This is a genomic window from Pseudomonas sp. Z8(2022), assembly GCF_025837155.1.
Lineage (GTDB): Bacteria > Pseudomonadota > Gammaproteobacteria > Pseudomonadales > Pseudomonadaceae > Aquipseudomonas.
This window is the reverse complement of record NZ_CP107549.1, coordinates 1,121,560-1,145,475: the sequence shown is the minus strand read 5'-3', so window position 1 is coordinate 1,145,475 and position 23,916 is coordinate 1,121,560. Positions and strand designations below refer to the sequence as shown.

General features: G+C 64.3%; 18 protein-coding genes. 5 read left to right on the top strand and 13 right to left on the bottom strand.

Going from position 1 to position 23,916, the window contains the following annotated elements; genetic code table 11:
- Positions 1-12: 12 nt before the first annotated feature.
- Positions 13-1,108, bottom strand: a protein-coding gene (gene prfB, locus OEG79_RS05445) for a peptide chain release factor 2 (RefSeq protein ID WP_143500989.1) whose coding sequence is annotated in 2 segments (ribosomal slippage) — positions 13-1,035 and positions 1,037-1,108 — 1,095 coding nt in all. Because the reading frame shifts where the segments join, the coding sequence is not laid out codon by codon here.
- A gap of 161 nt (positions 1,109-1,269) precedes the next feature.
- On the opposite strand from prfB, the gene OEG79_RS05440 reads away from it, so the two are divergent.
- Entirely contained in the window at positions 1,270-2,916 is a 1,647-nt protein-coding gene (locus OEG79_RS05440) for a GGDEF domain-containing protein (RefSeq protein WP_264147783.1), read from the top strand.
- A gap of 8 nt (positions 2,917-2,924) precedes the next feature.
- Here OEG79_RS05440 and OEG79_RS05435 read toward each other — a convergent pair whose 3' ends face one another.
- Positions 2,925-4,559 (bottom strand): GMC family oxidoreductase, encoded by a 1,635-nt coding sequence (locus OEG79_RS05435; protein WP_264147782.1) that lies wholly within the window; start codon positions 4,557-4,559, stop codon positions 2,925-2,927.
- A gap of 179 nt (positions 4,560-4,738) precedes the next feature.
- On the opposite strand from OEG79_RS05435, the gene OEG79_RS05430 reads away from it, so the two are divergent.
- Complete coding sequence (locus OEG79_RS05430) at positions 4,739-6,511, top strand: SulP family inorganic anion transporter (RefSeq protein ID WP_264147781.1); 1,773 nt, start codon at positions 4,739-4,741, stop codon at positions 6,509-6,511.
- Between the two features lie 14 nt (positions 6,512-6,525).
- On the opposite strand, the gene OEG79_RS05425 is transcribed toward OEG79_RS05430, so the two are convergent.
- The 11 genes from OEG79_RS05425 to OEG79_RS05375 all read right to left on the bottom strand — a co-directional run bounded on the left by OEG79_RS05425 (position 6,526) and on the right by OEG79_RS05375 (position 21,169).
- Positions 6,526-7,266: a tellurite resistance TerB family protein gene (locus OEG79_RS05425; RefSeq protein WP_264147780.1), complete on the bottom strand. Its 741-nt coding sequence runs from the start codon at positions 7,264-7,266 to the stop codon at positions 6,526-6,528.
- 231 nt (positions 7,267-7,497) lie between these two features.
- Positions 7,498-9,207 (bottom strand): single-stranded-DNA-specific exonuclease RecJ, encoded by a 1,710-nt coding sequence (gene recJ, locus OEG79_RS05420; protein WP_264147779.1) that lies wholly within the window; start codon positions 9,205-9,207, stop codon positions 7,498-7,500.
- 71 nt (positions 9,208-9,278) lie between these two features.
- A complete protein-coding gene (locus tag OEG79_RS05415) occupies positions 9,279-9,818 on the bottom strand; it encodes a YaeQ family protein (protein WP_220802330.1) in 540 nt (179 codons plus the stop codon).
- Between the two features lie 200 nt (positions 9,819-10,018).
- Positions 10,019-10,708 carry a phospholipase D-like domain-containing protein gene (locus tag OEG79_RS05410; RefSeq protein WP_264147778.1) on the bottom strand — a complete coding sequence of 230 codons (690 nt, stop codon included), beginning with the start codon at positions 10,706-10,708 and terminating at the stop codon, positions 10,019-10,021.
- 15 nt (positions 10,709-10,723) lie between these two features.
- Positions 10,724-11,272: a rhomboid family intramembrane serine protease gene (locus tag OEG79_RS05405; protein WP_264147777.1), complete on the bottom strand. Its 549-nt coding sequence runs from the start codon at positions 11,270-11,272 to the stop codon at positions 10,724-10,726.
- Positions 11,269-16,509, bottom strand: a complete 5,241-nt coding sequence (locus OEG79_RS05400; RefSeq protein WP_264147776.1) for a DNA repair ATPase — start codon at positions 16,507-16,509, stop codon at positions 11,269-11,271. The genes OEG79_RS05405 and OEG79_RS05400 overlap by 4 nt, the downstream gene beginning before the upstream one ends.
- A 143-nt stretch (positions 16,510-16,652) precedes the next feature.
- Positions 16,653-16,892 carry a hypothetical protein gene (locus OEG79_RS05395; protein WP_041979694.1) on the bottom strand — a complete coding sequence of 80 codons (240 nt, stop codon included), beginning with the start codon at positions 16,890-16,892 and terminating at the stop codon, positions 16,653-16,655.
- Between the two features lie 125 nt (positions 16,893-17,017).
- The gene (locus tag OEG79_RS05390) at positions 17,018-19,060 is read right to left on the bottom strand and encodes a flotillin family protein (protein WP_264147775.1); all 2,043 of its coding nucleotides are present in this window, start codon (positions 19,058-19,060) and stop codon (positions 17,018-17,020) included.
- A 78-nt stretch (positions 19,061-19,138) separates the two neighbouring features.
- The gene (locus OEG79_RS05385; RefSeq protein WP_264147774.1) at positions 19,139-19,780 is read right to left on the bottom strand and encodes a YqiJ family protein; all 642 of its coding nucleotides are present in this window, start codon (positions 19,778-19,780) and stop codon (positions 19,139-19,141) included.
- Between the two features lie 58 nt (positions 19,781-19,838).
- Positions 19,839-20,534 (bottom strand): PspA/IM30 family protein, encoded by a 696-nt coding sequence (locus OEG79_RS05380; RefSeq protein WP_264147773.1) that lies wholly within the window; start codon positions 20,532-20,534, stop codon positions 19,839-19,841.
- 14 nt (positions 20,535-20,548) lie between these two features.
- Positions 20,549-21,169: a YjfI family protein gene (locus OEG79_RS05375; RefSeq protein WP_264147772.1), complete on the bottom strand. Its 621-nt coding sequence runs from the start codon at positions 21,167-21,169 to the stop codon at positions 20,549-20,551.
- Positions 21,170-21,456: 287 nt separating this feature from the next.
- Between OEG79_RS05375 and OEG79_RS05370 the strand changes: the two genes are divergently transcribed.
- The 3 genes from OEG79_RS05370 (at position 21,457) to OEG79_RS05360 (ending at position 23,906) form a co-directional block, all read left to right on the top strand.
- A complete protein-coding gene (locus OEG79_RS05370; protein ID WP_264147771.1) occupies positions 21,457-21,708 on the top strand; it encodes a hypothetical protein in 252 nt (83 codons plus the stop codon).
- A gap of 151 nt (positions 21,709-21,859) precedes the next feature.
- Complete coding sequence (locus OEG79_RS05365) at positions 21,860-22,330, top strand: hypothetical protein (RefSeq protein WP_264147770.1); 471 nt, start codon at positions 21,860-21,862, stop codon at positions 22,328-22,330.
- The gene (locus OEG79_RS05360; protein ID WP_264147769.1) at positions 22,314-23,906 is read left to right on the top strand and encodes a GMC oxidoreductase; all 1,593 of its coding nucleotides are present in this window, start codon (positions 22,314-22,316) and stop codon (positions 23,904-23,906) included. The genes OEG79_RS05365 and OEG79_RS05360 overlap by 17 nt, the downstream gene beginning before the upstream one ends.
- The last annotated feature ends 10 nt before the right edge of the window (positions 23,907-23,916 follow it).

The window sequence follows — 23,916 nt, the reverse complement described above, 5'->3', positions numbered from 1 at the left end:
GGGTTACTGGGCTTACAGGCCCTGCTTGAGGCTGGCCTCGAGATAGCCGTCGAGGTCACCATCGAGCACCTTCTGGCAGTCGCTGCGCTCGACGCCGGTACGCAGGTCCTTGATGCGCGAGTCATCGAGCACGTAGGAACGGATCTGATGGCCCCAGCCGATATCCGACTTGCTGTCTTCCAGCGCCTGCGAGGCGGCGTTGCGCTTCTGCATCTCCAGCTCGTACAACTTGGCCCGCAGCATTTTCATGGCGGTGTCCTTGTTGGCGTGCTGGGAACGTTCGTTCTGGCAGGCCACCACGGTGTTGGTCGGCACGTGGGTGATACGCACCGCCGAATCGGTGGTGTTGACGTGCTGACCACCGGCGCCGGAGGAGCGGTAGGTGTCGATGCGCAGATCGGCCGGGTTGATCTCGATCTCCACCTTGTCGTCGATCTCGGGGGACACGAACACCGCCGAGAACGAGGTGTGACGACGCGCGCCGGAGTCGAACGGGCTCTTGCGCACCAGGCGGTGCACGCCGCTCTCGGTGCGCAGCCAGCCGAAGGCGTACTCGCCCTTGATGTGCACGGTGGCGCCCTTGATGCCGGCGACCTCCCCCTCGGACAGCTCGACGATCTCGGCAGTGAAGCCGCGCTTGTCGGCCCAGCGCAGGTACATGCGCAGCAGGATGTTGGCCCAGTCCTGGGCCTCGGTACCGCCGGAGCCGGCCTGGATGTCCAAGTAGCAGTTGTTAGCATCCATCTCGCCGCTGAACATGCGGCGGAATTCCAGTTTTTCGAGGATTTCGCGCAGGCGCTCGACTTCGGCGACGATGTCCTTCACCGCGCCTTCGTCGTTCTCTTCGGCGGCCATTTCCAGCAGGTCGCGGGAGTCACTCAGGCTGCCGGTGAGGTCATCGATGGTTTCGACGATCTGCGCCAGCATGGCGCGCTCACGGCCCAGCGCTTGCGCGTACTCGGGCTTGTTCCAGACGCTGGCGTCCTCCAGCTCGCGGTTTACTTCGATCAGGCGATCATGCTTGTGATCGTAGTCAAAGATACCCCCGAATTGACTGGGTGCGTTCGGACAGGTCCTTGATGGCGTTGAGGATCGGATTGATTTCCATGGTAGTGGCGCTCGCGGCAAATCGGACGGAAAAGCCGGCGATTATACCCGAGCCCGCACAGACTGGCAGCCCACTATTGCGAGTGGATCACGCCACAGCAGATCGACGGCGCACTATACTCAGCGCACAGCCGAATGCAGTGGCCCACTCTGGAATCCCTCATGCCCGCCTCGTACAGCCTGCGCAGCCAGATCGCCCTTTTCATCGCCTTGCTGGTCAGCGCACTGAGCTGGCTGCTGGGCACCCTGATTGGTCAGCACAGCAGTCAGCAAATTCGCCAGGATCAGGGCCGCAGCATGGCCGAAGTGTCCTACGCGATGGTCGACCGTCTGGATCGTGACATGGCCTCGCGCGCCGCCGTATTGCGCGTGCTCGGCAACCTGCAGACGCTGCGCCAGCCCGAGGACGCTGGCGAGGTGCGACGCCTGCTCGACAGCCTGCAGCAGGAAATCCCCAGCATCGCCTGGATCGGCTTCACCGACCCGAACGGCCAGGTTCTAGCCTCCAGCAACGGCATTCTGGAGGGGGTCAGCATCGCCCAGAGACCGGTTTACCTGGAGGGACGCAACGGCTTGTTCATCGGTGACGTGCACGAAGCCGTGCTGCTGGCCAAGTTGCTGCCCAACCCAAGCGGCGAGGCGATGAAGTTCGTCGATATCAGCCTGCCTATTCTCGCCAGCGACGGCAGCCTGGCTGGTGTTCTGGCCAGCCATCTGTCCTGGGGCTGGGCCGATGAGGTGCGTCGGACGATTCTCGGCCCCATGCAGGATCGGCGCAATGTCGAGTTCTTCGTCATCGGCCAGGATCGGGGCATTCTGCTCGGCCCGCATCAGATGATCGGGCAGAAACTCGAACTGCCCGCGCTGGAAGGGCTACAGCCCGGCAAAAGCCGCTGGCAGGTGCAACAATGGCCTGACGGCAATGAGTACCTCACGGGCCTGACCCTGAGCCAGGGCTACCAGGATTACCCGGGGCTGGGCTGGACGGTCGTGGCACGCCAGCCGCTGGAGCTGGCTTACGCTCCGGCACGCGATTTGTTGCAGAGCATCCTGCTCTGGGGCTCAGGCCTGGCACTGCTGTTCGCCCTGCTCGGCTGGCTGCTGAGCGGCTATTTCATCCGCCCGCTACGACAGATTGCCAACGCCGCCGATCATCTCAGCGCGGGTGAGAGCAGCGAAATACCCAACCTCAGAGGCAGCCGCGAAATCGAGCAACTGAGCCAGTCGATTCGCCATCTGGTGAACAGCCTGACCCAGCAGCAGACTGCACTGGGGATGATGGAAAGCCTGGCCCATCATGACGCCCTGACCGGCCTGCCCAACCGCATGGCACTGGAAAAATTCCTGCCTCAGGCCCAGCAACGCAGCCGCCTGCAGCATGGCTGTCTGGCCATACTCTATCTCGACCTCGATGCCTTCAAACCGGTCAACGACACCTATGGCCACATCGCCGGCGATCACCTGCTCCGCGAGATTGCCCAGCGTCTGCGTGGTTGCCTGCGTGACGGCGACCTGGTCGCGCGCCTGGGCGGCGACGAGTTTCTCATGGTGCTGCAAGTACCAGCGCAGGACGCACAGCATCACGCGCGCCTGGTCGCTGAACGCGCCATCGCAGCGCTCGGCCAGCCCGTCGCGTTGGAGGTCGGCGAAGCGCGCGTCGGCTGCAGTATCGGCGGTGCAATCTGGCCCGTTGATCACGCAGACCTCGACAGCGTCCTGCAACTGGCCGACGAGGCGCTTTACCAGGCCAAGGATGCCGGGCGCAACCGCGCCGTGTTCCACGTCAGCTCGACGAGCGGGCACAACTAAGCCGCACCTCAGTCGCCAGCCGCTACACGACCCGGCTGCGCGTCCTCGGCGATCATCTGCGCAGCCTTCTCGGCGATCATCAGCACTGGCGAGCAGGTATTGCCCGAGGTGATGCTCGGCATGATCGAGGCATCGACCACGCGCAGCCCGGCGAGGCCATGCACACGCAGACGGGCATCCACGACGGCATCACGGCCCTGGCCCATGGCACAGGTACCCACCGGATGGAAGATGGTGGTGCCAATCTCGCCCGCCGCGCGCTGCAGGTCTTCTTCACTGCGATAGTCCGGGCCAGGCTTGTATTCCTGCGGTTGGTAACAGGCCAGTGCCGGCGCGGCAACGATGCGCCGGGTCAGGCGAATGGCATCGGCGGCCACGCGCAGATCACGCTCGTCGCTCAGGTAGTTGGGGCGAATCAGCGGCGCCGCACCGGCATCAGCCGAGGCGATTGCCACGCTGCCACGGCTATGGGGGCGCAGGTGGCATACCGAAGCGGTAAAGGCCGGGAAGTCATGCAAGGGCTCACCAAAGCGCTCCAGTGACAGCGGCTGTACGTGATATTGCAGGTTGGCGCGCGCCTGCTCAGGGTCGGATTTGGCGAAAGCGCCCAACTGGCTTGGCGCCATCGACAGCGGCCCGCTGCGCTTGAGCAGGTATTCCAGGGCCATGCCCAGCTTGCCCCAGGACGTAGCGGCAATGCGGTTGAGCGTCTTCACACCACTGATGCGGTAGATCAGGCGCAGCTGCAGGTGATCCTGCAGATTCTCGCCAACACCGGGCAACTCGTGCCTGACACCGATCCCCAGTTTCTCCAGCAGCGGCCGCGGGCCGATGCCGGAGCGCTGCAGCAAGGCCGGCGAGCCGATGGCGCCGGCGCAAAGCAGGATCTCGCGGCGCGCCGCAATGCGTAGCGCCTGCCCTTGCCAACGCAGATGCAGAGCACGGACACGACCGCCCTCCAGCTCCAGTCGCTCGGCCTCGGCGCCGGTCAGCACCTGCAGATTGGGGCGCTGGCGGATATCACGCAGAAAGGCCTTGGAGGCATTCCAGCGCACGCCGCGCTTCTGGTTGACCTGAAAGTAGCTGCAGCCTTCGTTGTCACCGCCATTGAAGTCATCGATGCTGGCGATACCGCTCTGCGCCGCCGCCTCACGGAAGGCTTCGAGAATCTCCCAGGACAAACGCTGGCGCTCGACCCGCCACTCGCCGTCGCCACCGTGCCATTGGCTCGCGCCGGCAAAGTGATGCTCCGAGCGCTTGAACAGCGGCAGCACATCGCGCCAGGCCCAGCCGGCATTGCCCGCCGCTGCCCAGCTGTCGTAGTCGGCAGCCTGACCGCGCATGTAGATCATGCCGTTGATCGAGGAGCTGCCGCCGAGCACGCGACCACGCGGATACTTGAGGCTGCGCCCATGCAGGCCGGGGTCGGCCTCGGTGCTGTAGCACCAGTCGGTACGCGGGTTACCGATGCAGTACAGGTAGCCGACCGGAATGTGGATCCAGGGGTAGTTGTCGCGCCCGCCCGCCTCGACCAGCAACACACTGACGCCAGGGTCGGCAGACAGCCGATTGGCCAACAGACAGCCGGCCGGACCGGCACCGACGATCAGGTAGTCATAGGCATCCAAGGGCGCTTGCGACATGGGCATCCTCGCGTGTCGTTCTTGTCGTTGGTCTTCAGCCTAAAACAAGCCGGGGGCCGGGATGAATGGTCTTTTGGTCTGATGCGCATGCTGAATGCGCCTTCATCGCCTGGCAGCTATGGTGAAGCACCTGCGCTCTGCGCTTTACTTGCACGTAATCCTGCCAGAGCCCACCCGTGATGCCACCAGCGCCAGCCAGCACGCCACACAAGCCCCTTCCCCGCTTATCGCGACAGCGCGGCTGGCTGCGCTGGCTTCCGGGGCTGCAAACGCTCAGGGACTATCGCCTGGCCTGGCTGCCGAAGGACATTGCCGCCGGCCTGGTGCTGACCACCATGCTGGTGCCGGTGGGCATTGCCTATGCCGAGGCGTCCGGCGTGCCGGGCATCTATGGTCTGTACGCGACCATCGTGCCGCTGCTGGCCTACGCGCTGTTCGGCCCCAGCCGGATTCTCGTGCTCGGCCCGGACTCGGCCCTGGCGGCACTGATTCTCGCCGTGGTGCTGCCGCTCTCCGGCGGCGATCCGATGCGTGCGGTGACGCTGGCCAGCATGATGGCCATAGTGGCCGGCCTCACCTGCCTGATTGCCGGATTGCTGCGCCTGGGCTTCATCACCGAACTGCTGTCCAAGCCCATCCGCTATGGCTACATGAACGGTATCGCGCTGAGCGTGCTGATTAGCCAGACGCCCAAGTTGTTCGGTTTCTCCATCGACAGCCAGGGTTCGCTCAGTGATATCCAGGCCATCGTCAGCGCGCTGAGCGAGGGCCAGGTTCATCTCTACAGCCTGCTCGTCGGCGTCGGCACCCTGACCTTGATCCTGCTGCTGAGCCGCTTCCGGCAATTGCCCGGCATCCTCATCGCCGTGACCCTGGCAACCCTGGCGGTCGCTCTGTTCGATCTCGATAGCCAGGGCGTGCAGGTGCTCGGCGAACTGCCCCAGGGGCTACCCAGCTTCACCCTGCCCTGTCTCAGCGGTGTCGATCTGGCCAGCGTAGTGCTGGGTGGTATCGCCGTTGCCCTGGTCGCGTTCGCCGACACCAGCGTGCTGTCGCGCACCTACGCAGCCCGTACCGGACGCCCGGTAGACCCCAATCAGGAGCTGGTCGCCCTGGGTGCGGCAAATCTGGCCGGCGGCTTGTTCCAGGGCTTTCCCATCAGCAGCAGCGCGTCACGCACACCGGTGGCCGAAGCAGCAGGTGCCAAGACCCAGATCGCCGGCGTGGTCGGCGCCCTGAGTGTCGCTCTACTGCTAGTACTGGCCCCAGATATGATGCAATACCTGCCCACCAGTGCCTTGGCTGCGGTGGTGATTGCCGCCGTTATCGGCCTGTTCGTGGTCAGCGATCTGCTGCGCATCTTCCGCGTGCAGCAATGGGAGTTCTGGCTGTCGATGGCCTGCTTCGCCGGCGTGGTGACCTTCGGCGTGATCCCCGGCATCGGCATTGCCGTGGTGCTGGCGGTGATCGAATTTCTCTGGGACGGCTGGCGCCCGTACTACACCGTTCTCGGCCAGGTGGAGGGCATCCGTGGCTACCATGACATCAAGCGACACCCCGATGCCCGACAGATCCCCGGCCTGTTGCTGTTTCGCTGGGACGCACCGCTGTTCTTCGCCAATGCCGAGCTGTTTCAGCAATGCCTGCTGCAGGCGCTGGAAAGCGCTCCGGCACCGGTACGCCGCGTGGTGATCGCGGCCGAGCCGGTTACCAGCATCGACGTGACCTCTGCCGATATGCTCGGCGAGCTGGAGCGCATGCTCGCCGAGGCCGGCATCGAACTGCACTTCGCCGAGGTGAAGGGGCCACTCAAGGACAAGCTGCGGCGCTTCGGCCTACTGCACGACGGTCAGGCACGGCACCTGCAACCGACCGTTGGCGCGGCGGTCGATGCCTACCTGAACGATCATGGGGGTGAGGCGATGCCGGGACATGCCCGGCATGCGGATTGAAACGAGAACACGGCTCAGACGCCAGCCGGGAGCGCGCGCACCTGAGCCTCCAGCTCGCTCTTCAGCGCCAGTGGCAGCTTCAGTTGACGCGCCAGCTCCTCGAGGTAGGCGCGCTCCATGAAGTGCTCCTCATCGACTATCAGCACGCTGGCCAAGTACATCTCTGCGGCCATTTCCGGCGTGCTGGCAGCACGCGCGACGTCGGCCGGATCCAGCGGCTTGTTCAGCTCGGTGTGCAGCCAGCTCTGCAACTCGGCGTCCTGCGCCAGCTTGCCCAGTTCTTCTTCGATCAACTGACGCTCACGTTCATCGACATGCCCATCGGCCTTGGCTGCCGCCACCAGTGCCTTGAGAATGGCGCGGCTGTGCTGTTCGACCTGCGGCACCGGCAAGCGATCCAGGGTTTGCGGCTCGACCGGCTGCGCGCCACCCTGCTGGGCTTGCTGCGCCTGCCAGTTGCCGTAGGCCTTGTAGGCCAGCACGCCCAGTGCAGCCAGACCGCCATACACCGCCACCTTGCCACCGACCTTGCGTACCCGCTTGTTGCCCAGAAGCATGGCTAGCGCTGCACCGCCACCGGCGCCCTTGAGCATCGAGCCGAGATCGCTGCCACCCCCCTTGCCCTTGCTGGCAGCGCCGCCAAACAGGCCACCCAGCGCACCACCCAGCCCGGATGAGGCACCACCAGCACCTTTCTGTTGCAGCATCTCCTGACCGGATTTGAGCAGTTGATCGAGCAAGCCACGGGTATTCATCGCGCATCCTCCTGAGGAAATCTCGCCGAGTGTAGGCCTCGGACGTTTGCCCGGCAGCCGGCTGAATGCTTCCAGATATTACCGCCGGGGCGCTTGACAGCCCGCACCAGTACCCACGCCCAGCGTCGAACGATTTCGGCAGTTGCACTACCGCCTATTGCCCTGGATGCAGACGGCCTTCAGCGAAGCCAACCCGTCGGCGATCAAGGCGGCGCTGGCTAGCCTTGCGCCTTAGCGCGGGGCGATATGCGCCACCATCAGCTGCACCGTCTCATTACCGCGAAACTCGTTGAGGTCGAGTTTGTAGGCCACTTCAGCCCAACGCAGGGTGGGGTTGGGCCAGACCTCACGGTCGATGTTGAAGGCGATGCCGTCGAGTTGCACGCTGCCGCATTCGGTCTTGAGTACCAGCTTCAGGTGACGCTCACCGACGATGCGCTGATTGACGATCTGGAACACGCCATGGAACAGCGGCTCAGGAAAATGCTGGCCCCAGGGGCCGGCATTGCGCAGGGCACGGGCCAGTTCCGGGTGGAACTCGGTGGCATCGAGCTGACCATCGGACAGCAACCGCCCGGTCAGATCGTCCTCGCACAGCTGGCGGCGCACCTCGGCGTCGAAGGCAGCGGCGAAGGCGCCGAAGTTTTCCTGCGGCAGCGACAACCCCGCGGCCATGGCGTGCCCGCCGAACTTGCTGATCAGTCCCGGATGGCGCGCCGCCACGGCGTCCAGTGCGTCGCGGATATGCAGCCCCGGCACCGAGCGCGCCGAGCCCTTGAGCATGCCTTCACCGGCATCGGCGAAGGCGATGGCCGGACGGTGATAGCGCTCTTTCAGGCGCGAAGCGAGGATGCCGATCACGCCCTGGTGCCAGTCCGGCTCGAACAGGCACAAGCCGAATGGCATGTCGTCCAGGGACAGATCCTTGAGCTGAGCCAGCGCCTCGCGCTGCATTCCCTGCTCGATGGCCTTACGATCCTGGTTGAGCTGGTCGAGCTGCACCGCCATGTCGCGGGCCAGCGCCTCGTCGTCGCAGAGCAGGCATTCGATGCCCAGGCTCATGTCGTCCAGGCGCCCGGCCGCATTCAGCCGCGGGCCGAGGATGAAACCGAGATCGGTGGAGGTGATGCGCCGGTGGTCGCGTCCAGCCACTTCGAGTATCGCGCGCAGCCCGGGCCGCGCGCGCCCGGCACGAATGCGCGCCAGGCCCTGGTGCACCAGGATGCGGTTGTTGGCATCGAGCGGCACCACGTCGGCGACGCTGCCGAGGGCCACCAGATCGAGCAACTCGCCCAGGTTCGGCTCCCCACGGCTGGCAAACCAGCCGTTTTCACGCAGACGCGCGCGCAACGCCAGCAGCACGTAGAACATCACCCCGACGCCGGCCATGGCCTTGCTCGGGAAGGCGCAACCCGGCTGGTTGGGATTGACGATGGCGTCAGCTGCGGGCAGTTCCGGCCCCGGCAGGTGGTGGTCGGTGACCAGCACCTTGAGCCCGGCGGCCTTGGCTGCGGCCACGCCGTCGACGCTGGAGATGCCGTTGTCTACGGTCAGCAGCAGGTCGGGCTTGCGCTGCAGCGCCACGGCGACGATTTCCGGGGTCAGGCCGTAGCCATACTCGAAACGGTTCGGCACCAGGTAGTCCACATGCGCGGCGCCGAGCAGACGCAGGCCAAGCACGCCAACCGTGCTGGCGGTGGCGCCATCGGCATCGAAGTCGCCGACGATCAGGATGCGCTGGCGCTGCGCAAGCGCCTCGACCAACAGCTCGACGGCAGCGTCGATGCCCTTGAGCTGCTGGTAGGGAATAAGCCGCGCCAGGCCCTTGTCCAGCTCCTCGGCGGACTGCACGCCACGGGCGGCGTAGAGACGGGTGAGCAGCGGCGGCAGATTGCCCAGATCAGGCAACTGGGAAGGTAAGGGTCGGGCTTCGATGCGCATCTTGGGTCTATTTCAGGTGAGACGGGGTTTGTCTCCCCCAAGGGGAGAGGGAACCGAACCGTAGCCCGGCTTCAGCGTTCGCCGACCAGCCACTCCAGCGGAATCTCGTGCTGTCCACGCTCGTCGGTGACGAACAGTTCGCCATCGCTGATCATCACGCTCCAGGACAGCGAGCGAGGCAGATCTTGCGCCAGATCGGTCAACGCCTCCTGCCCCAGAGCCACCACGTTGATGTTTTTCAGGTTGCGTACCGGCTCGAGGCATTTTCCCTGCCAGACCCGCAGATTGCCGTAAGCCACCAGGCTGAAGCGCTCGGCGCGGCGACTGCACCAGGTGATGCGCTCGCTGTCCGGCTGGCCCACCTCGATCCAGTGTAGAACCCGATCATCAAGGCTCTTCTGCCACAGTGCCGGCTCGTCCACATCCGACAGACCGCGACCAAAGGCCAATAGCTCGTCGTAAAACAGCGCGTAGGCGATCAACCTCACAGCCAGACGCTCTTCGGTCTCGGACGGGTGACGGGCGACAGTGAAACGCAGGTTTTCATAAACGCTGCGATCCATGTCCGTGAGATTCATTTCGATCTTGTAGGTGGTCGACGGCAGGGCCATGGCGGGCTTCTTGGCGAAAAAACAGGGCGACAAGTCTACCTCGAATAGCCTGTCTCTGCTGCTTCCGCCTGGCTGGAAGCAGGCTCATCATAGAACCTGTTCCGAGCGCCCCCATAGCGGACCGGTTACAGCGCTCCAGCCTTCAGCCGCAGTCAATCGCCACAGGCGGATACTCACCGGACAGGTGGCGCAAGCATGCGTCATTCATTGCTTGCATAACGGCTCCAGAGCTTGTCGAACTCACGCTGGTACTCGCCAACCAGATGCGGGTCGTCGGTCACCAGCAGGTTTTCCTCATTGCTGGTGCTGGCACTGCGGGTCCAGTTGAAGCTGCCATTGAGCAGCAGGCGGCCGTCGAACAGGGCGAACTTGTGGTGCATGTGGAAGGGGCTGTTGTCGATGCGCAGCGGTACGCCGGCATCGATCAGCTGCTGGATGTCACTGCCGACGTCGAAGCGCTTCTCGCTGTCGCTGATGATGCGCACGGCCAGGCCTCGGCGGTGCACGGCGATCAGTTCGTCGCTGAGCTGGTCATCGGAGATGGTGAACACACAGACATCCACCGACTCCCGGGCCTGGCGGCACAGGTCGCGGATGCGCTGGCGGCAACTCTCGCCAGGGCTGAAGTGCGCGCTGCTGTGACCGCGCAGTGGTGAACAGCGCACTTCCAGGGTCTTGATCACCTGCTCCAGCCACTTCAGCGCCGGCAGGGCATCCTCGGGGTTGGCGATCAGGTCACGCACCAGAGCAAAGGCGCGGTTGCGCATGAAGCGCACCTGATCCGGGCTCAGGTCGTTGCCCAGTTCACGCAGTTCGTCGCGCTCTTCATTGCTCAGGCGCAGGTCGGCGAGGCTGTCGCGCAGGGTTTGGTCGAGGCGGTTGAAGTCCATGCAAATTCCCTTTCGTCATTGATTGCGGCGGCGACTCAGCGCAGCGTATAGCACGCCGCTGAAGGCGCCAGCCAGGTGGTATTCGAAGGAAACGCCGGCACGCGGCAGCAGGCCGAAGAACCAGCCGCCGTAGAGGAAGAACACCAGCACCGCCAGCAACAGGTCGAGCAGGCTGCGCTCGAACCAGGCCCGAGCCAGCAACAGCCCCCAGAAGCCGAACAGCCAGCCGCTGGCACCGACGTGCAGGCCGGTGCGGCCGAACAGCCAGACCAGCACCCCGCTGCCGATGATGATGAAGGCACTGGCGAAGAAGAAATCGCGGCGCGAGCGCAGCAGCACCAGGCTACCGAGCACCAGCAGGCCGCTGAGGTTGCTGAGCAGATGCGCCCAACTGCCATGCAGCCAGGGCGCAAGGAAAATGCCGGGCAGCGCCTCGATATGCCGGGGCACCAGGCCCCATAGGTTCAAGGCGCCGCCGAGGGCGCCATTGACCAGTTGCACCAGCAACATCGCGCCGCTGATCACGATCAGCGGGCGCAACTCGACTAGCCAGCCTCGCCTCACGGCGCCTCGTCGTCCGCGGCATCGCTGCGCTGCTCATGCCCGAGCAGCGTGCCGAGATCACGTAGTTGCGTGGAGATTTCCAGCATGCGATTGTGGGTACGCAAATCGATGTCGATCTTCTTGTCCATCGCCCTGATCAGCGGCAGGAAGCTGTTTTCCAGGCTATCGGCCAGGCTTTCGAGCAATTTTTGCGTGCCCGGCTGTGGCGGCGCAACCACCTCCACCTGCGGGCGCAGCTTGCCCAGGTTATCCAGCCCGGCCAGCAACTGTTCCCAGGGAATGCTCGGCGCCGCGCCGGCTGGCTTGCCGCCAGCACCCAGGCCGCGCACGCTTTCCACCAGATCATTGAGCTGCGCCACCACACGCCCGCCAACATCCGTATCGCTCCCGCCCATGGCCTTGTTGCGCATGAAGTCGCGCTTGATCTGCGCCCAGCGCTCGGCCTGCTCGGGCGTCATGTTGCCGCGCAATTCGGCGAGCTTGAGCAGGTTCTCCTCGGCGCCAGTGGTGAGCAGCTGCGACTCACCCTGGTAGTGGTCGGCGATCAGTTGCAGCAGCTCGGCATCGTTCATCACCGAGCTGATCTTCTCCGCCATCTTGTTCATGTTGCGGTAGCTGCCCTGCAGCTTGAACGGCGGCTCGGTGCGGTAGCTGTCGGCCTGCGCGGCGCTGACGATGTACTGCTGGTTGACCCGACCGACCACGTCACGCACCTGCATCAGGCGCTGCAGGGTGGCGGTGATCTCGTTGATCTCGGCGGCGCTGTAGGTATGGCTCAGCTCGTTGGCGGAGAACGGCTTGCCCTCGGCCTTGGCGACGAAACGGTAGACGTCCGCCATGTCGCGGGTGGCCAGCGGCGCCAGCACCGGGTTGGAGGTCAGGCTGTTCTCGATGTAGCTCAGCGCGAAAGCCTCCTGCATGCCGCCCAGGGTGTCGCCGAGGTTGTAGATGTCGGCGCGGTTGGCGAGCATGTCGGGAATCTTGAACACGTCGCCGGACTCGGTGTACGGGTTGCCGCTCATCACCACGCAGAACTTCTTGCCGCGCATGTCGTAGGTCTTGGTCTTGCCCTTCCACACGCCTTCGATACGCCGCGTGCCGTCGCACAGCGAGATGAACTTCTGCAGGAATTCGGGATGGGTGTGCTGGATGTCGTCGACATAGAGCATCACGTTGTTGCCCATTTCCAGCGCCAGGTTGAGCTTTTCCAGCTCCTGACGCGAGGTGGCGTCCGGGGCCTGCGCCGGGTCCACCGAGCGCACCTCGTGACCGAGGGCCGGACCGTTGATCTTCATGAAGATCAGGCCGAGACGGTGCGCCACGTACTCCATCAATGTGGTCTTGCCGTAGCCGGGCGGCGAAATCAGCATCAGCAGGCCCATCAGGTCGGTGCGCTTGTTCTCGCCGGCGGTGCCCATCTGCTTGGCCAGGTTGTCGCCGATAAAGCCCAGGTACACGTCGTTGATCAGCTTGTTGCGCACGAAGGACGACAGCGGCCGTGGCTTGAATTCGCTCAGACGCAGTGCATCGCGCTCGCGGTTGATGACTTCCTGGCGCAGCGCCTGGTAGCGCTGCAGTTGCGGCACGAAGTGATCCAGGTGCTGCTGCAGGCGCGCGAAGTAGTCGTCTATGGCCAGCAGCAGCGTGCCGTCCTGCACACGCGGATGATCGCCGAGCAGGCCGCTGACGGTGAAACGCAGATCGACCTCGGTGAAACGCCGCGGGAATTCGTCATCCAGCAGGCTGACGGCGATCGCTTCGGGCACGTAGTCGGCCAGCTCGGCCATGCTGGCGTCCTGCGCGCACAGGCCGTCGAACCAGGTCTGCGCCAGCGACCAGCGCTGCACCGGGCGGCCACGCAGGTTGTCCAGCGCGGCGCGGTAGTCGTCCCAGACATGGCTGGCCTGCATGCGCTGCTGCAGGGTGTCGAGCAGTTGCCGGGCATACTTGCTGAAGCTGAACTCGATGGGCTTGGCCGCCAGTTCCTCGACCAGATAGGCCGCTGCCGCCTGGCGCTGCGCCGCGTCCACTGGCAACGGGTGCTGAGCGAGGAAGCGCTGCATGGCCGCGTCGATCTCTTCGCGCAGGCGCTGCACGCCATCCTCGCTGCCGAACAATTGGCGCAGGTGCAGGCTGCTGCGCGCCCGCTCCGGCCACAGCTCGGCCTCGATGTCCTGCCCCCAGCGGTTCCAGAACAGCGCGGCAAAGCCCCGCGCCGCCGGCGCGTAACGCAGCAGCCCGGCGCTTTCGCGAAGCGGCAGCAATTGGGCGAGGATCAGCGCGGCGTCGTGGTCATGGATGCCCTTCTCGTAGGCATCCTTGTAGCGCGGCGCGGCGAAGTCGCGGATCAGGCGAGTCAGGGTTTCCGGCTGCGCCAGGTGGGTCTTGAGCAGATCCAGGCTCAGGCCTTCACGGCCGGCCACGGCGGCGTCGAGCACCAGGCCGGCGAGGTATTCGGCGCGGTACAGCGCAGGCGACTCGGACTCCAGCGACACCTGCCAGTAATCGCGCAGGCCGTCCAGCGTCTCGTCATGCAGCGGTTCGAGGAAATCGGTGCCGGTCAGGTGCAGATAGAGCTGATCACCACGTGGCATCAGGGTCAGGTCGAGTTCCTGGGTATTGACGCTGAAGCGATGGCGCGGGCCGAGCTTGATGACGTTGCCGCCCTCCTCGAACAGCTCGCTCTTGTCGCGCAGGGCGCGCACCGCCTGGTCGCGGGCGGCCTTCAGGCGCGCCTCGACATCATCGGCCTTGACGCTGTCCTTGAGCTCGCGCAGGCGCTCGGCCATCTCGCGCAACTTGAGGATCAGCGGATCGGCGGCGAAGAAGGCATTGAGCTCTTCCATCTGGGTCAGGCGCGCAGTGCGCCGGCCCAGGCTGTCGAGGATGCGCCGGGCGGCATCGAGCACGCCCTGGGCACGGCGCTGGCGGTCGTCGAGCAGGCTCTGCTTGTGCGACTCGAAGGTCTCCAGCAGCTCTTCGCGCTTGCCGAGGATGTCGCTGAGGAACTCCTCGTGATCACCGAACTGGCTTTCCAGCTCTTCGAGCTGCACCAGCAGGCGCGACAACTGTTCGTCGCACTTCTCCGGGTCCTGCGCCAGCGCCAGGGCGTTCGTGATGCCCTGGCTGAACAGTTTGAACTGGGCGCCGAACTGCGCCACCGTCTCGGCCGAGCCCAGGCCCTTGCGCCGCTGCTCGGCACGCGCCTTGGCCTGGTTGAGGTGGGCGTAGACCTCGGAAATCGACTCGACGATGGCGGTGCGCTGGGTGGCGTCGTCGATCTTCAGCGAGGCCATCAGGCTGGAGAGCATGTCCAGGTTACCGGCCATGGCCTGCATCTCGGCCAGCGGCTCGTTAAGTTGGGTGACGCTTTCGGCCTTCTGCGCCAGGCCATCCAGTTCGCTCAGACGCTGTACGTAGGGCTGCAGCGCGGCGTCGCTGGCGAGGAAGGCGGAAGTGGCAGTGGCCACGCGCTCCTGCGCTTCCAGCAGTTCGGCCTCCATGGCATCGATACGCGCCACGTCGATGTAGCGGTAGTCGCGGATGGTCAGCAACTGGCCGCGTTGGGCATTGATGCCATTGAGCGCTTCGACGAAGTGCTGCACCTCGTCCCAGCTATCCACCAGCAGGCCGGAGAGCAGGCTCTTCTGTCGCGTCTCGGCCTCGGCCATGGCCCGGGCGGACTGCTGGCGGATGCTCTCGACCTTCTCGAATTCGTCGAGCACCAATTCGCCAGTGGCGGCAATCTCACGCAGCAGCGGCGCCAGCTCGGCGCACTGGGCGTCGCCCAGCCAGTGGTAGACATCGAACAGACGGCGGGTGTTCTGGCACAGCTGGGTGTAGCGCGCCACCGACACTTCGCGGCTGTCGATCTCGCGGCTGAGGTTGAGCAGGTCGGATACGCCACGCACCAGCTCGGCGTTGCCGATACGCCCGAAGAAACCGCTGCGCGCCGGCTGGCGGGCGGCGTAGTCCTCGCTCTCGAACGGCGTCTGCCAGATCTGCATCGGGTGGATGCGGGTCGGCTCGCTGCCCTCGGCGGAAAAGATAACCATGCGCCCGTCTTCCAGGCGCGCATAGCCGTGGCCGAAGATCGGGTTGTGCAGCTGGCGGTTGATCATGTTGTAGGTGAACAGCGCCGAACGGCCTTCTTCTGGATGGTAGAAGATGTACAACACGTCCTCGCCGTTGGGTGAGCGCACCGAGCGCTTGAAGCGCATGCCGCCCATGGGCTGCTCGAAGGTCTTGTACTCGCCGCTCTGCAGGTAGTAACCGCCGGGGAAGATGATGCCGTGGTCTTCCGGCAGCTGTACGCAGGCCAGGCCGATGGCGTCGATGCGTTCGACCTGGTTGGTCAGGCTGTTGAACACCAGGTAGCGCCACTGCTCCTCGCGGTACGGCAGGATCTTCAGCAGGATCAGGCTGCCCAGACGGGCATATTCGATCTGCGCATCGTCGAGCGACTGGGTCTTGTCCACCACCGTTTCGCGGTAGATGCCCAGACCGTCCTCGGTGTTGTTCTCGACCTTGATGGTCAGATCGCCACCGATGGTCTCGACGAACAGGGTATCGAGAATGTTCATGTGCGGATGGCGGCCGGCGACCACCATCTCGCGGGAAGTCTTCTGCCATTCGAAGTCGAACGGCGCCGGCAGCGCGATATCGCGTTCGCCGCGGTTGTCGATGTAGCGGACGTCCTTGCCGTCCGTGGAGATCGACCAGCGGAACACACGGATATCGGTGATCCGCTCACCAATCTGGAAACTCGCCAGCAGCTTGCCGTCGCGAATGGCCAGCTGTAGCAGGCGGGTGTTCTTGTAGTAGGTGTACAGCTCGTTGAAATCGGCGACGAAACTGGCCTGGGACAGGAAACTGCCCTCCAGCGGCACCGGCTCGGCCTCGAAGCCTTCGACACCCTCGACCAGACGATAGAGGGAGAACACGTCGGCGACGTGGGTTTCCTTCTTCAGGCCGATGAACACGTTGTAGCCGAACAGCAGGCACTCACCGACCTGGACGATATCGCGGGCGATGCAGTTGTTTTCGGTGCGGATGCGTACCCGGCCGATGGCTTCCATCTGACTGCTGCCGAACTCGGCCAGACGCTGGCCATTGAGTGCTTCGGTCAGTCCGCGCAGGCGCTGGCCCTGCTCCTGCAGGCGCTTGTGCAGCACCTCGTAGGCGCCCCCTTCGGCAACGGCCCGGTCCAATACGTCCTGTGTTTGTGCGTCCGACATCGTGTTCTTCCTGGATATTCGGCATCGAGCCCCCTCGCCTGTTCAGCCAGGTAAGGGGACTGGGAATGCGGGTGGCGCTTGCGCGGCGAAGATCGGGCCGCAGCAATCTGGCGTGCGGCAGATGGGCGAACCCATCCGGCAAGTCAGGCGCCGATCTTCTTCTCGACGATGGCAATCTTGTCGCGCAGCGCCGCGTCGATCTCTTCAGGTCGAACCTGGGCAATGATCTTGCGCAGCACCCGTACTTCGTTGTCGTCGATCACGCCGTCACGCTCGGCGATCTCCAGCAGACTCTTGAGCTCCTGCGCATCCAGACGACCATCGTTGCTGAAGCACTGGATCGAGCGGAAGGTCATCTCCAGATAGTCTCGTGGCTCTGACATCACATATTTCCCTGATTGATCGAATTAGGTGGCCATGCGCCGGGGCTCGGGCAACGGTTGTCGCAGCTGGAGCCCCACCCACAATGGGTAGTGGTGGGCTGAAGCCCACCCTACAGGCAAGGTGCTCAGGCCTGCTCCGGGCCTGCGCTCGGTGCGACCGGCTGAGCTGCAGCCGCCTTGCCGGCCAACAGTCGCGACAGCACGTCCTGCACCACCGGGCTCTTGCCGACCACACCTTCGATGGCCTTGCCCACCGACAGCGACTTGGCAAAGGAGTTGAAGAAGTCGCCCTCGCCACCGACGATCTCGATCTTCGCCTTGGCCATGGCCGCGGCCAGCACCTCGGCCTGATCCTTGGCGATGTCCTTGTTTGCCGCGATGGCAGCCATGGCCTCCTCGAAGCTCTTCTCCAGCTGCATGCGGAACTCTTCGTGAGCACGCGCCGCATCGCTGAGCGAATCCAGAGCACCGAACTTCTTGCCCAGGCCTTCGGCTTCGGCGCTCAGGCGCTCGAACAGAATCGCGGCTTCGGCAGAACCCTGCTCCTTGGTCGCCTTGGCCTTGGCCAGACCCAGTTGTTCTTCGCCACGCGCCTGGGCGCTGAGTTTCTCTTCCAGCACCTTGGCTTCGGCCAGGCCGTCTTTCTCCTTGGCGGCCGCCTGGGCTTCCAGCACACGCGCTTCCGCCAGACCTTTTTCCTGCTCGCCCTTGGCTTCGGCGATCAGACGCTCGGCCTCCACGCGGGCTTCGGCCAGGCCTTCCTTCTCTTTTGCCGCAGCAGTGACTTCGCGCACCTTCGCGTCGGCCAGGCCCGGCGCAGCGCGCTCGGCTTCGATCCCTTCAGCCAGCTTCTTCTTGGCTTCGGCGCTCTTGGCCGCCGATTCCAATTCGGCCTGAGCCAGGGTGTTGATCTCGATGGCCTTGTGCTTGGAGCGCACCTCGTCGGCTTCAGCCTGCTTGACCTGGCGCACCAGCTCCTGCTCGGCTTCGGCCTGAGCGTTGAGTACGGCGACCTGCTTGAGACGCTCGGCCTCGGAGACTTCGCGTACTTCCTTGATGCGTTCTTCTTCCTGGGCCACGGTCTTCTCGACCGCCACGCGCTCGCGGATCACCCCGGCGATGTTCTTGCGCTCTTCTTCCAGCGCCTTTTCCTTCTCGATGCGCTGCAGCTCGACCTCACGCTCGCGGGCGACCACTTCCAGATCCTTGGCACGAGTGACCTTCTCAATTTCGATGACCACGGCACGCTGACGGTTCTGTTGCGCCACTTCCACTTCGCGCTGGTGGTTCTCGGCCCGAATATCCAGTTCCTGCTGGGTCTGGATACGCGCCTGCTCGGCCTTCAGGCGCTCTTCCTCGCGCACCTTGAGGGTTTCTGCTTCCTCACGGGCGCGAATGGTCTCGATCTCACGTTTCTGCCGAGCCTCGGCATCGGCCTGCTGGCGTTCAAGAGCCAGGGTGGCCTCGCGGGTCTCGACGTTCTTCTTCTTGATCGCCAGCTCTTCGTTGCGCTCCAGTTCGTTGGTGATGACGTTCTGCGCAGCGGTCAGCTCGGTGATCTTGCGGATACCTTCGGCGTCGAGGATGTTGCTCGGGTCCAGCGATACCTTGGAGGTCTGCTCCAGATAGTCGATGGCCACGTCTTCCAGCACGTAGCCGTTGAGATCGTTACCGATCACCTCGACGATGCGATCACGAAAGTCCTGACGGTTCTCGAACAGCTGGACGAAGTCGAACTGCTTGCCGACGGTCTTCAGCGCCTCGGAGAACTTGGCGTTGAACAGCTCGTTGACCGCAGCGCGGTCGGAGGCGCGATCCACGCCAATGGCCTTGGCCACCTTGAGCACGTCTTCCTGGGTCTCGTTGACGCGCAGGTAGAAGGCCACAGTAATGTCGGCACGGAGGTTGTCACGGCAGATCAGACCGTCCTTGCCGCGGCGATCGACTTCCAGGGTGATCAGGGAGATCTTCATGAACTCCTTGAGGTGGATCACCGGGTACACCAGGGAGCCGGTGAAGTGCACCTTGGGCGTCGAGCTCATGTCGTTGACGATCAGCGCGGTGCCCTGCGGAACCTTGATGTAGAAGGCCTTGAACAAGGCGATCAGGGCGATCACGAAGAGGACGACCAGCCCTGCCCCAACAATGAAGGGGATGAGGTTTTCCATTACTGCTTCACTCCTTTGCTAATTGTGCAGGCAGGTGCGGCATGACCTGCCTGCCCTCTGTTACATATGGGTGGCGGGCTAGACGCCTCGAAATTCTTCTTCGGTGATGACGCGATAGGCATGTTCGGCGGCCAGGTACTCGAGCAGCACCACACGGTCGCCACGCTTGAAACCCAACGCCTCGTCGGCGCGAACGCGCAGTATCAGACCGGCACCACCATCTTCCAGCACCGCCTCGCCATGACTGGCAGTGACGCGACCGCTGCGCACCACCGCCACCTGGCCCAGCACCGATTTGCTGCTGATGGCCTCGACCTTGTGAAACAGCGGCCGCAGCGGGCGGCAGATCGCCGCGCACAATGGCGCTGCCACAACGAAGGCGCCGGCGATGACCACCAGTCCCAACGGGTAACGCAGAATGCCCAGCGGCAGATGACGTAGCAGCCACAGCTCGATGAAGTAGCAAATGAACCAGCCGAAGAAGAACAGCAGCGTGAGCACCAGAGTGACCGGCACGCCGTCGAGCTTGAGCTTGTAGAGCAGGCCGGCAAGGCCCTCGGTCTGGCCGCTGCCTTCCATCACCGAATCGGCCTCGATATCGAGCAGATCGACCTCGAGCAGGCCGGCGGCTACTACCAGCCAGTAGATGACCGCCACGCACAGCAGGAAGCTGTAGATGGCAGTGGGGAATGACAGCGAAGTCTGCAGGAAGAGTTCCATTTTTTCCTTTCCCGAATCAGGGAAGCGGGGCGCGAACGCCCCGTGTCTTTCACCAGGATCAAGCCTTGGATTTGTCCTTCAGGCGTGCCAGCACGCTGTCGGCACTGGCATTGTCGGCCTTGATGCCAGCCGCACGCAGCTTGGTCTCCAGCGAATCGTCCGGCGCGCTGGTAGCGGCCAGTTCCGCCGAGGCTTCCATCTTCGCCGCCCGCTCGGCCTGCTTCTGCTTGATGCGCTCGAGCGACTCCACCGCCGTCTGCAGCTTGGCCTGGGAGCCGCCGTAGCGCTGGGCCACGGCCATCTGCGCCTTCTGTACGCTCTCGGTGGCCTTGACCGTATCCACCTGCTGCTTGAGGCGCTTGATGTTGCCTTCGGCCTGGGTAACGGCCTTGCGCAGTTGCGCCACGCTGGCGGCAAAACCTTCGGCCTGCTCGCGCTCGCCGGCCTGTTCGATCTCCAGGTTGGCGATCTTCTCGGCCACTTCCCTGGCCAGCGTTTCGTTGCCGGCCTCCAGCGCCTTGAGCGCGTACTGCTCGTACTCGGCAATGCTCGCCGCGCTCTTGCTCACCTTGTCGCTGGCCAGCTTGTGCTTGGCCATGATCTCGGCCAGCGCTTCCTTGGATTTGCGCAGTTCAAGATCGGCATCGCGGATTTCCTGGTCGAGAATACGCAGGGCCTGACTGTCGACCACCGCCTCGCCCATTTCATTGGCACCGCCACGCAGCGCCGTCAGCAGCTTACTCCAGACATTCATCGTCCTATCTCCTTTCAGGCGTCAGACTTGAGGAAGCCTTCGTAGGCTTCGGTGGCCTTGATCACGTTGTCCGCCAGCAGCTCGATCTCGAATACCACGTCAGACAGGCTCGAGTAGGAACTCAGGGCGCCGAACATGGTGTAGCAGTCGCGCCCGTCGACCGTCTTCTCCAGGCCGATGGAGGACAGCGGGAACAGCTTGTGGGTGCGCAGCACTTCCTCGTTGAAGGCCGCAGCATCACGCACGTCGCTGGCGGGCCAGAGCAGTGCTTCGACGATGATCTGCTCGCCGAACACGGCGATGAACAACGGCAGATCGCCATATTCGCGCATGGTGATGTGCAGGCTGGCGTCGGCGCCCTGAATCAGCTCGATACTGGCCTGGCCGCTTTGGAACAGTTCCGTTGCCGCCAGCGCCTCGTGCAGCGCCTGAGCGGTCCAAACTTGAGGCATGTTCATACCCTCCTCCTTCTCCATCGAAGCCAGCAGCGACTGTGGCTGGCGCAGTTTGCGCTCGAACGCGACCAACAAGGGGGCGTGCTCGGGCAAGATCCAGACTTCCTTCTTTACCAACCCCTGCTCGCGCAGGCGCTGGCGATAAAGACGCTGGTAATGGGCTGATGATTTGCTTTCCATGAATCGCAGCCTAGACCCTCACATGTAAGTCGTAAAGTAATTACATGTGATAAATGTGATGCCGTTCGTCAGATCAGCGCGAAGAGGTCATCCGCGGCGCAAAAAGCCGAAGAGAAGAGAGAAAGGAGGGAAAAGAGGCAGGCACTCGGGCTCATCCATGATTAGAGCAAACACTTCCATTCGTGAGGTGTCGAATTAAACCGCAGACGCTTGCGACGCGCACAAGAAAAAGCGCTAACCGGGTCGCAGTTATGACCCCAACCCGCCACCCCGAGACAGGCAGCGCCATGAACGAACTTCCACCCGCAGTCCGCCACCTTCTGCATGCCGGCCAACGCCAGGCAGCCATCGACCTGCTGAGCGAATACCTGGCAGCCGACCAACAGGAGGCCGAACGCCGCATCGACAAGTACCTGGAAAGCGACCCACCGAGGTTTCTGCGCGGTGCCGGGGCCATCCGCGCCAGCCGCATGAATGCTCTGATATGGCTGATGCTGATCATCACGATGGCGCTGGTGGCGCTGGTCGCCGCAGCCTGAGACAGGCGAGCACCGCCAAGCCCGACAGATCAGCGAACTGCGCAGCCATGGAGCCATTTAGCAGGGTGATCATGCCAAGGCGCTAGGCGACGCCCCGTTCGCTCGGCATGCTGATCACAGCCAAACCGGCCACCGTGCAGGATGCCCGCCGATGCCCCAAGCGAAGCTTGATTACACATCCCTGAAAACACTACGCCAGGTCTTCAGCGAGTTACCACCCGCCCCCACCACAGCACGCAAGGGGTTCTACCGCGCTCGCTTCATCGGCCCGGCCTGGCTACGTTTCGGCGCCGGACCGAGCGTCGCACTGGGCGGCCTGCCAGGGTGGCAGGGCAAGCGTTTCATCGACCCGTTCACCGCCACCAACGTGCTGCGCCGCCGCGAACAGCTGGTGGAGAAATTCACCATGCACAGCAACGAGCGGCCGTCACTGGTCGACGGTAAACCCGGGGTAGACCTGAGCTACGGCAGCACCGGCCCGATTCCCTGGCGTTGGTTGCGTGACGAGCTGCGCCAGCTCGACGACGACACCCTGCTGGGCATGACCGTCATCGAGCTGCCGCTGCTCAATCGCCTGGCCTTCCCCTTTCTGCTGAGCCGTGACCATGAGCCAGGTGTTTGATTACGACGTGATCATTGTCGGCTCCGGCTTTGGCGGCAGCGTCAGCGCACTGCGCCTGAGCGAGGCCGGGCTCAGGGTGGCAGTACTCGAACAGGGCCGGGATTACCAGCCGAAGGACTTCGCCCGCAGCGGCCAGTCCACCCGCCACCTGCTCTGGGCACCTTCGCTGAAACTCACCGGCCCGCTGGCACAGGACGTGTTCCGCCACGTCGGCGTGGTGCGCGGCATCGGCGTCGGTGGCGGCAGCCTGGTCTATGCCGCCGTACTGCTCAAGCCCGGCGCGACCTTCTACCAGGATCACGCCTGGGCCCACCTGAGCCCGGACTGGCAGACCGAACTGGCGCCCCACTACACCCGCGCAGAGCAGATGCTGGGACTCGCCGAGAACCCCTACCGCAGCCTGCAGGATCACTGGCTGGAACAGACCGCTGCCCACCTTGGCGCAGCCGACAGTTATTCCAGCGTGCCGCAGGGCATCTATTTCGGCGACCCGGCGCTGCCACCGCACGACCCGTTCTTCAACGGCCGGGGGCCACTGCGCAGCGGCTGCACGCGCTGCGGCCAGTGCATCACCGGCTGCCCGCACGGAGCGAAGAACAGCCTGCAGACCAACTACCTGCACCTGGCCAGGCAGGCCGGCGCCGAGGTGCTGGCCGAAACCCGGGTCAGCCATATCGAGCCCTGGGCCGGCGGCTACCGCCTGCATCGCCGGCATCCCTGGCAGAAGCAGCCGCAGGCGCCACTGAGCGCACGTCGGGTCATCCTCAGCGCCGGCGTGATCGGCACCCTGGAAATCCTTTTCAATTCCCGCGACCGCTTCCGCACCCTGCCCGCCGTCTCCCGCGCTCTGGGCGAACATGTGCGCACCAACAGCGAAGCCATCGTCAGCATCCTCAGCCATGATCCGGACATCGACCTGACCGACGGCACGACGATTTCCAGCCACTTCCATACGGATCCGCGCACCCACATCACGCAGAACCGCTTTCCTGCCAGTTACGCCTTCATGCGCTTCTACATGGGCCCGCTGATCGACGGCAGCCGCCCGCTGAGCCGCGCCCTGCGTGTGCTCGGCCATATCCTGCGCCATCCGCTCGGCAGCAGCCTGGCCTGGCGCACCCGCCACTGGCACCGGCGCGTCTCGGTACTGACGGTGATGCAGCAGGCCGACAACCAGTTGCGCCTGACCTTCGCCCGCAACTGGCTGCGTGGCGGCCGCCAAAGCCTGCAGTCGGCGGTCAGCGTCGGCCGGCGCGCACCGTCCTACCTGCCGCAGGCCAACGCCGCCGCCCGCGCCTTTGCCAAGGTCAGCAACGGCATCGCCATGAACGTTTTGCCGGAAAGCCTCGGCAACCTGTCGGTCACCGCTCACCCGCTGGGCGGGGCAGTCATGGCGGCAACGCCCGCCGACGGGGTGATCGATGTCGATCATCAGGTATTCGGCCACCCCGGCCTGTATGTGGTCGACGCCAGCGCCATCCCGGCCAACGTCGGCGTCAATCCCAGCCTGACCATCACCGCCCTGGCCGAACGCTTCGCCGAGCGCTTCGTAGCACGCATAAAAAAGCCGGCCTGAGAGGCCGGCT

What these genes read in the sequence shown, in the direction of transcription:
- OEG79_RS05440 (WP_264147783.1), top strand. Translation starts at nt 1,270, where the DNA reads ATGCCCGCCTCGTACAGCCTGCGCAGCCAGATCGCCCTTTTCATCGCC.
- OEG79_RS05435 (WP_264147782.1), bottom strand. Translation starts at nt 4,559, where the DNA reads ATGTCGCAAGCGCCCTTGGATGCCTATGACTACCTGATCGTCGGTGCC.
- OEG79_RS05430 (WP_264147781.1), top strand. Translation starts at nt 4,739, where the DNA reads ATGCCACCAGCGCCAGCCAGCACGCCACACAAGCCCCTTCCCCGCTTA.
- OEG79_RS05425 (WP_264147780.1), bottom strand. Translation starts at nt 7,266, where the DNA reads ATGAATACCCGTGGCTTGCTCGATCAACTGCTCAAATCCGGTCAGGAG.
- recJ (WP_264147779.1), bottom strand. Translation starts at nt 9,207, where the DNA reads ATGCGCATCGAAGCCCGACCCTTACCTTCCCAGTTGCCTGATCTGGGC.
- OEG79_RS05415 (WP_220802330.1), bottom strand. Translation starts at nt 9,818, where the DNA reads ATGGCCCTGCCGTCGACCACCTACAAGATCGAAATGAATCTCACGGAC.
- OEG79_RS05410 (WP_264147778.1), bottom strand. Translation starts at nt 10,708, where the DNA reads ATGGACTTCAACCGCCTCGACCAAACCCTGCGCGACAGCCTCGCCGAC.
- OEG79_RS05400 (WP_264147776.1), bottom strand. Translation starts at nt 16,509, where the DNA reads ATGTCGGACGCACAAACACAGGACGTATTGGACCGGGCCGTTGCCGAA.
- OEG79_RS05395 (WP_041979694.1), bottom strand. Translation starts at nt 16,892, where the DNA reads ATGTCAGAGCCACGAGACTATCTGGAGATGACCTTCCGCTCGATCCAG.
- OEG79_RS05390 (WP_264147775.1), bottom strand. Translation starts at nt 19,060, where the DNA reads ATGGAAAACCTCATCCCCTTCATTGTTGGGGCAGGGCTGGTCGTCCTC.
- OEG79_RS05385 (WP_264147774.1), bottom strand. Translation starts at nt 19,780, where the DNA reads ATGGAACTCTTCCTGCAGACTTCGCTGTCATTCCCCACTGCCATCTAC.
- OEG79_RS05380 (WP_264147773.1), bottom strand. Translation starts at nt 20,534, where the DNA reads ATGAATGTCTGGAGTAAGCTGCTGACGGCGCTGCGTGGCGGTGCCAAT.
- OEG79_RS05375 (WP_264147772.1), bottom strand. Translation starts at nt 21,169, where the DNA reads ATGGAAAGCAAATCATCAGCCCATTACCAGCGTCTTTATCGCCAGCGC.
- OEG79_RS05370 (WP_264147771.1), top strand. Translation starts at nt 21,457, where the DNA reads ATGAACGAACTTCCACCCGCAGTCCGCCACCTTCTGCATGCCGGCCAA.
- OEG79_RS05365 (WP_264147770.1), top strand. Translation starts at nt 21,860, where the DNA reads ATGCCCCAAGCGAAGCTTGATTACACATCCCTGAAAACACTACGCCAG.
- OEG79_RS05360 (WP_264147769.1), top strand. Translation starts at nt 22,314, where the DNA reads ATGAGCCAGGTGTTTGATTACGACGTGATCATTGTCGGCTCCGGCTTT.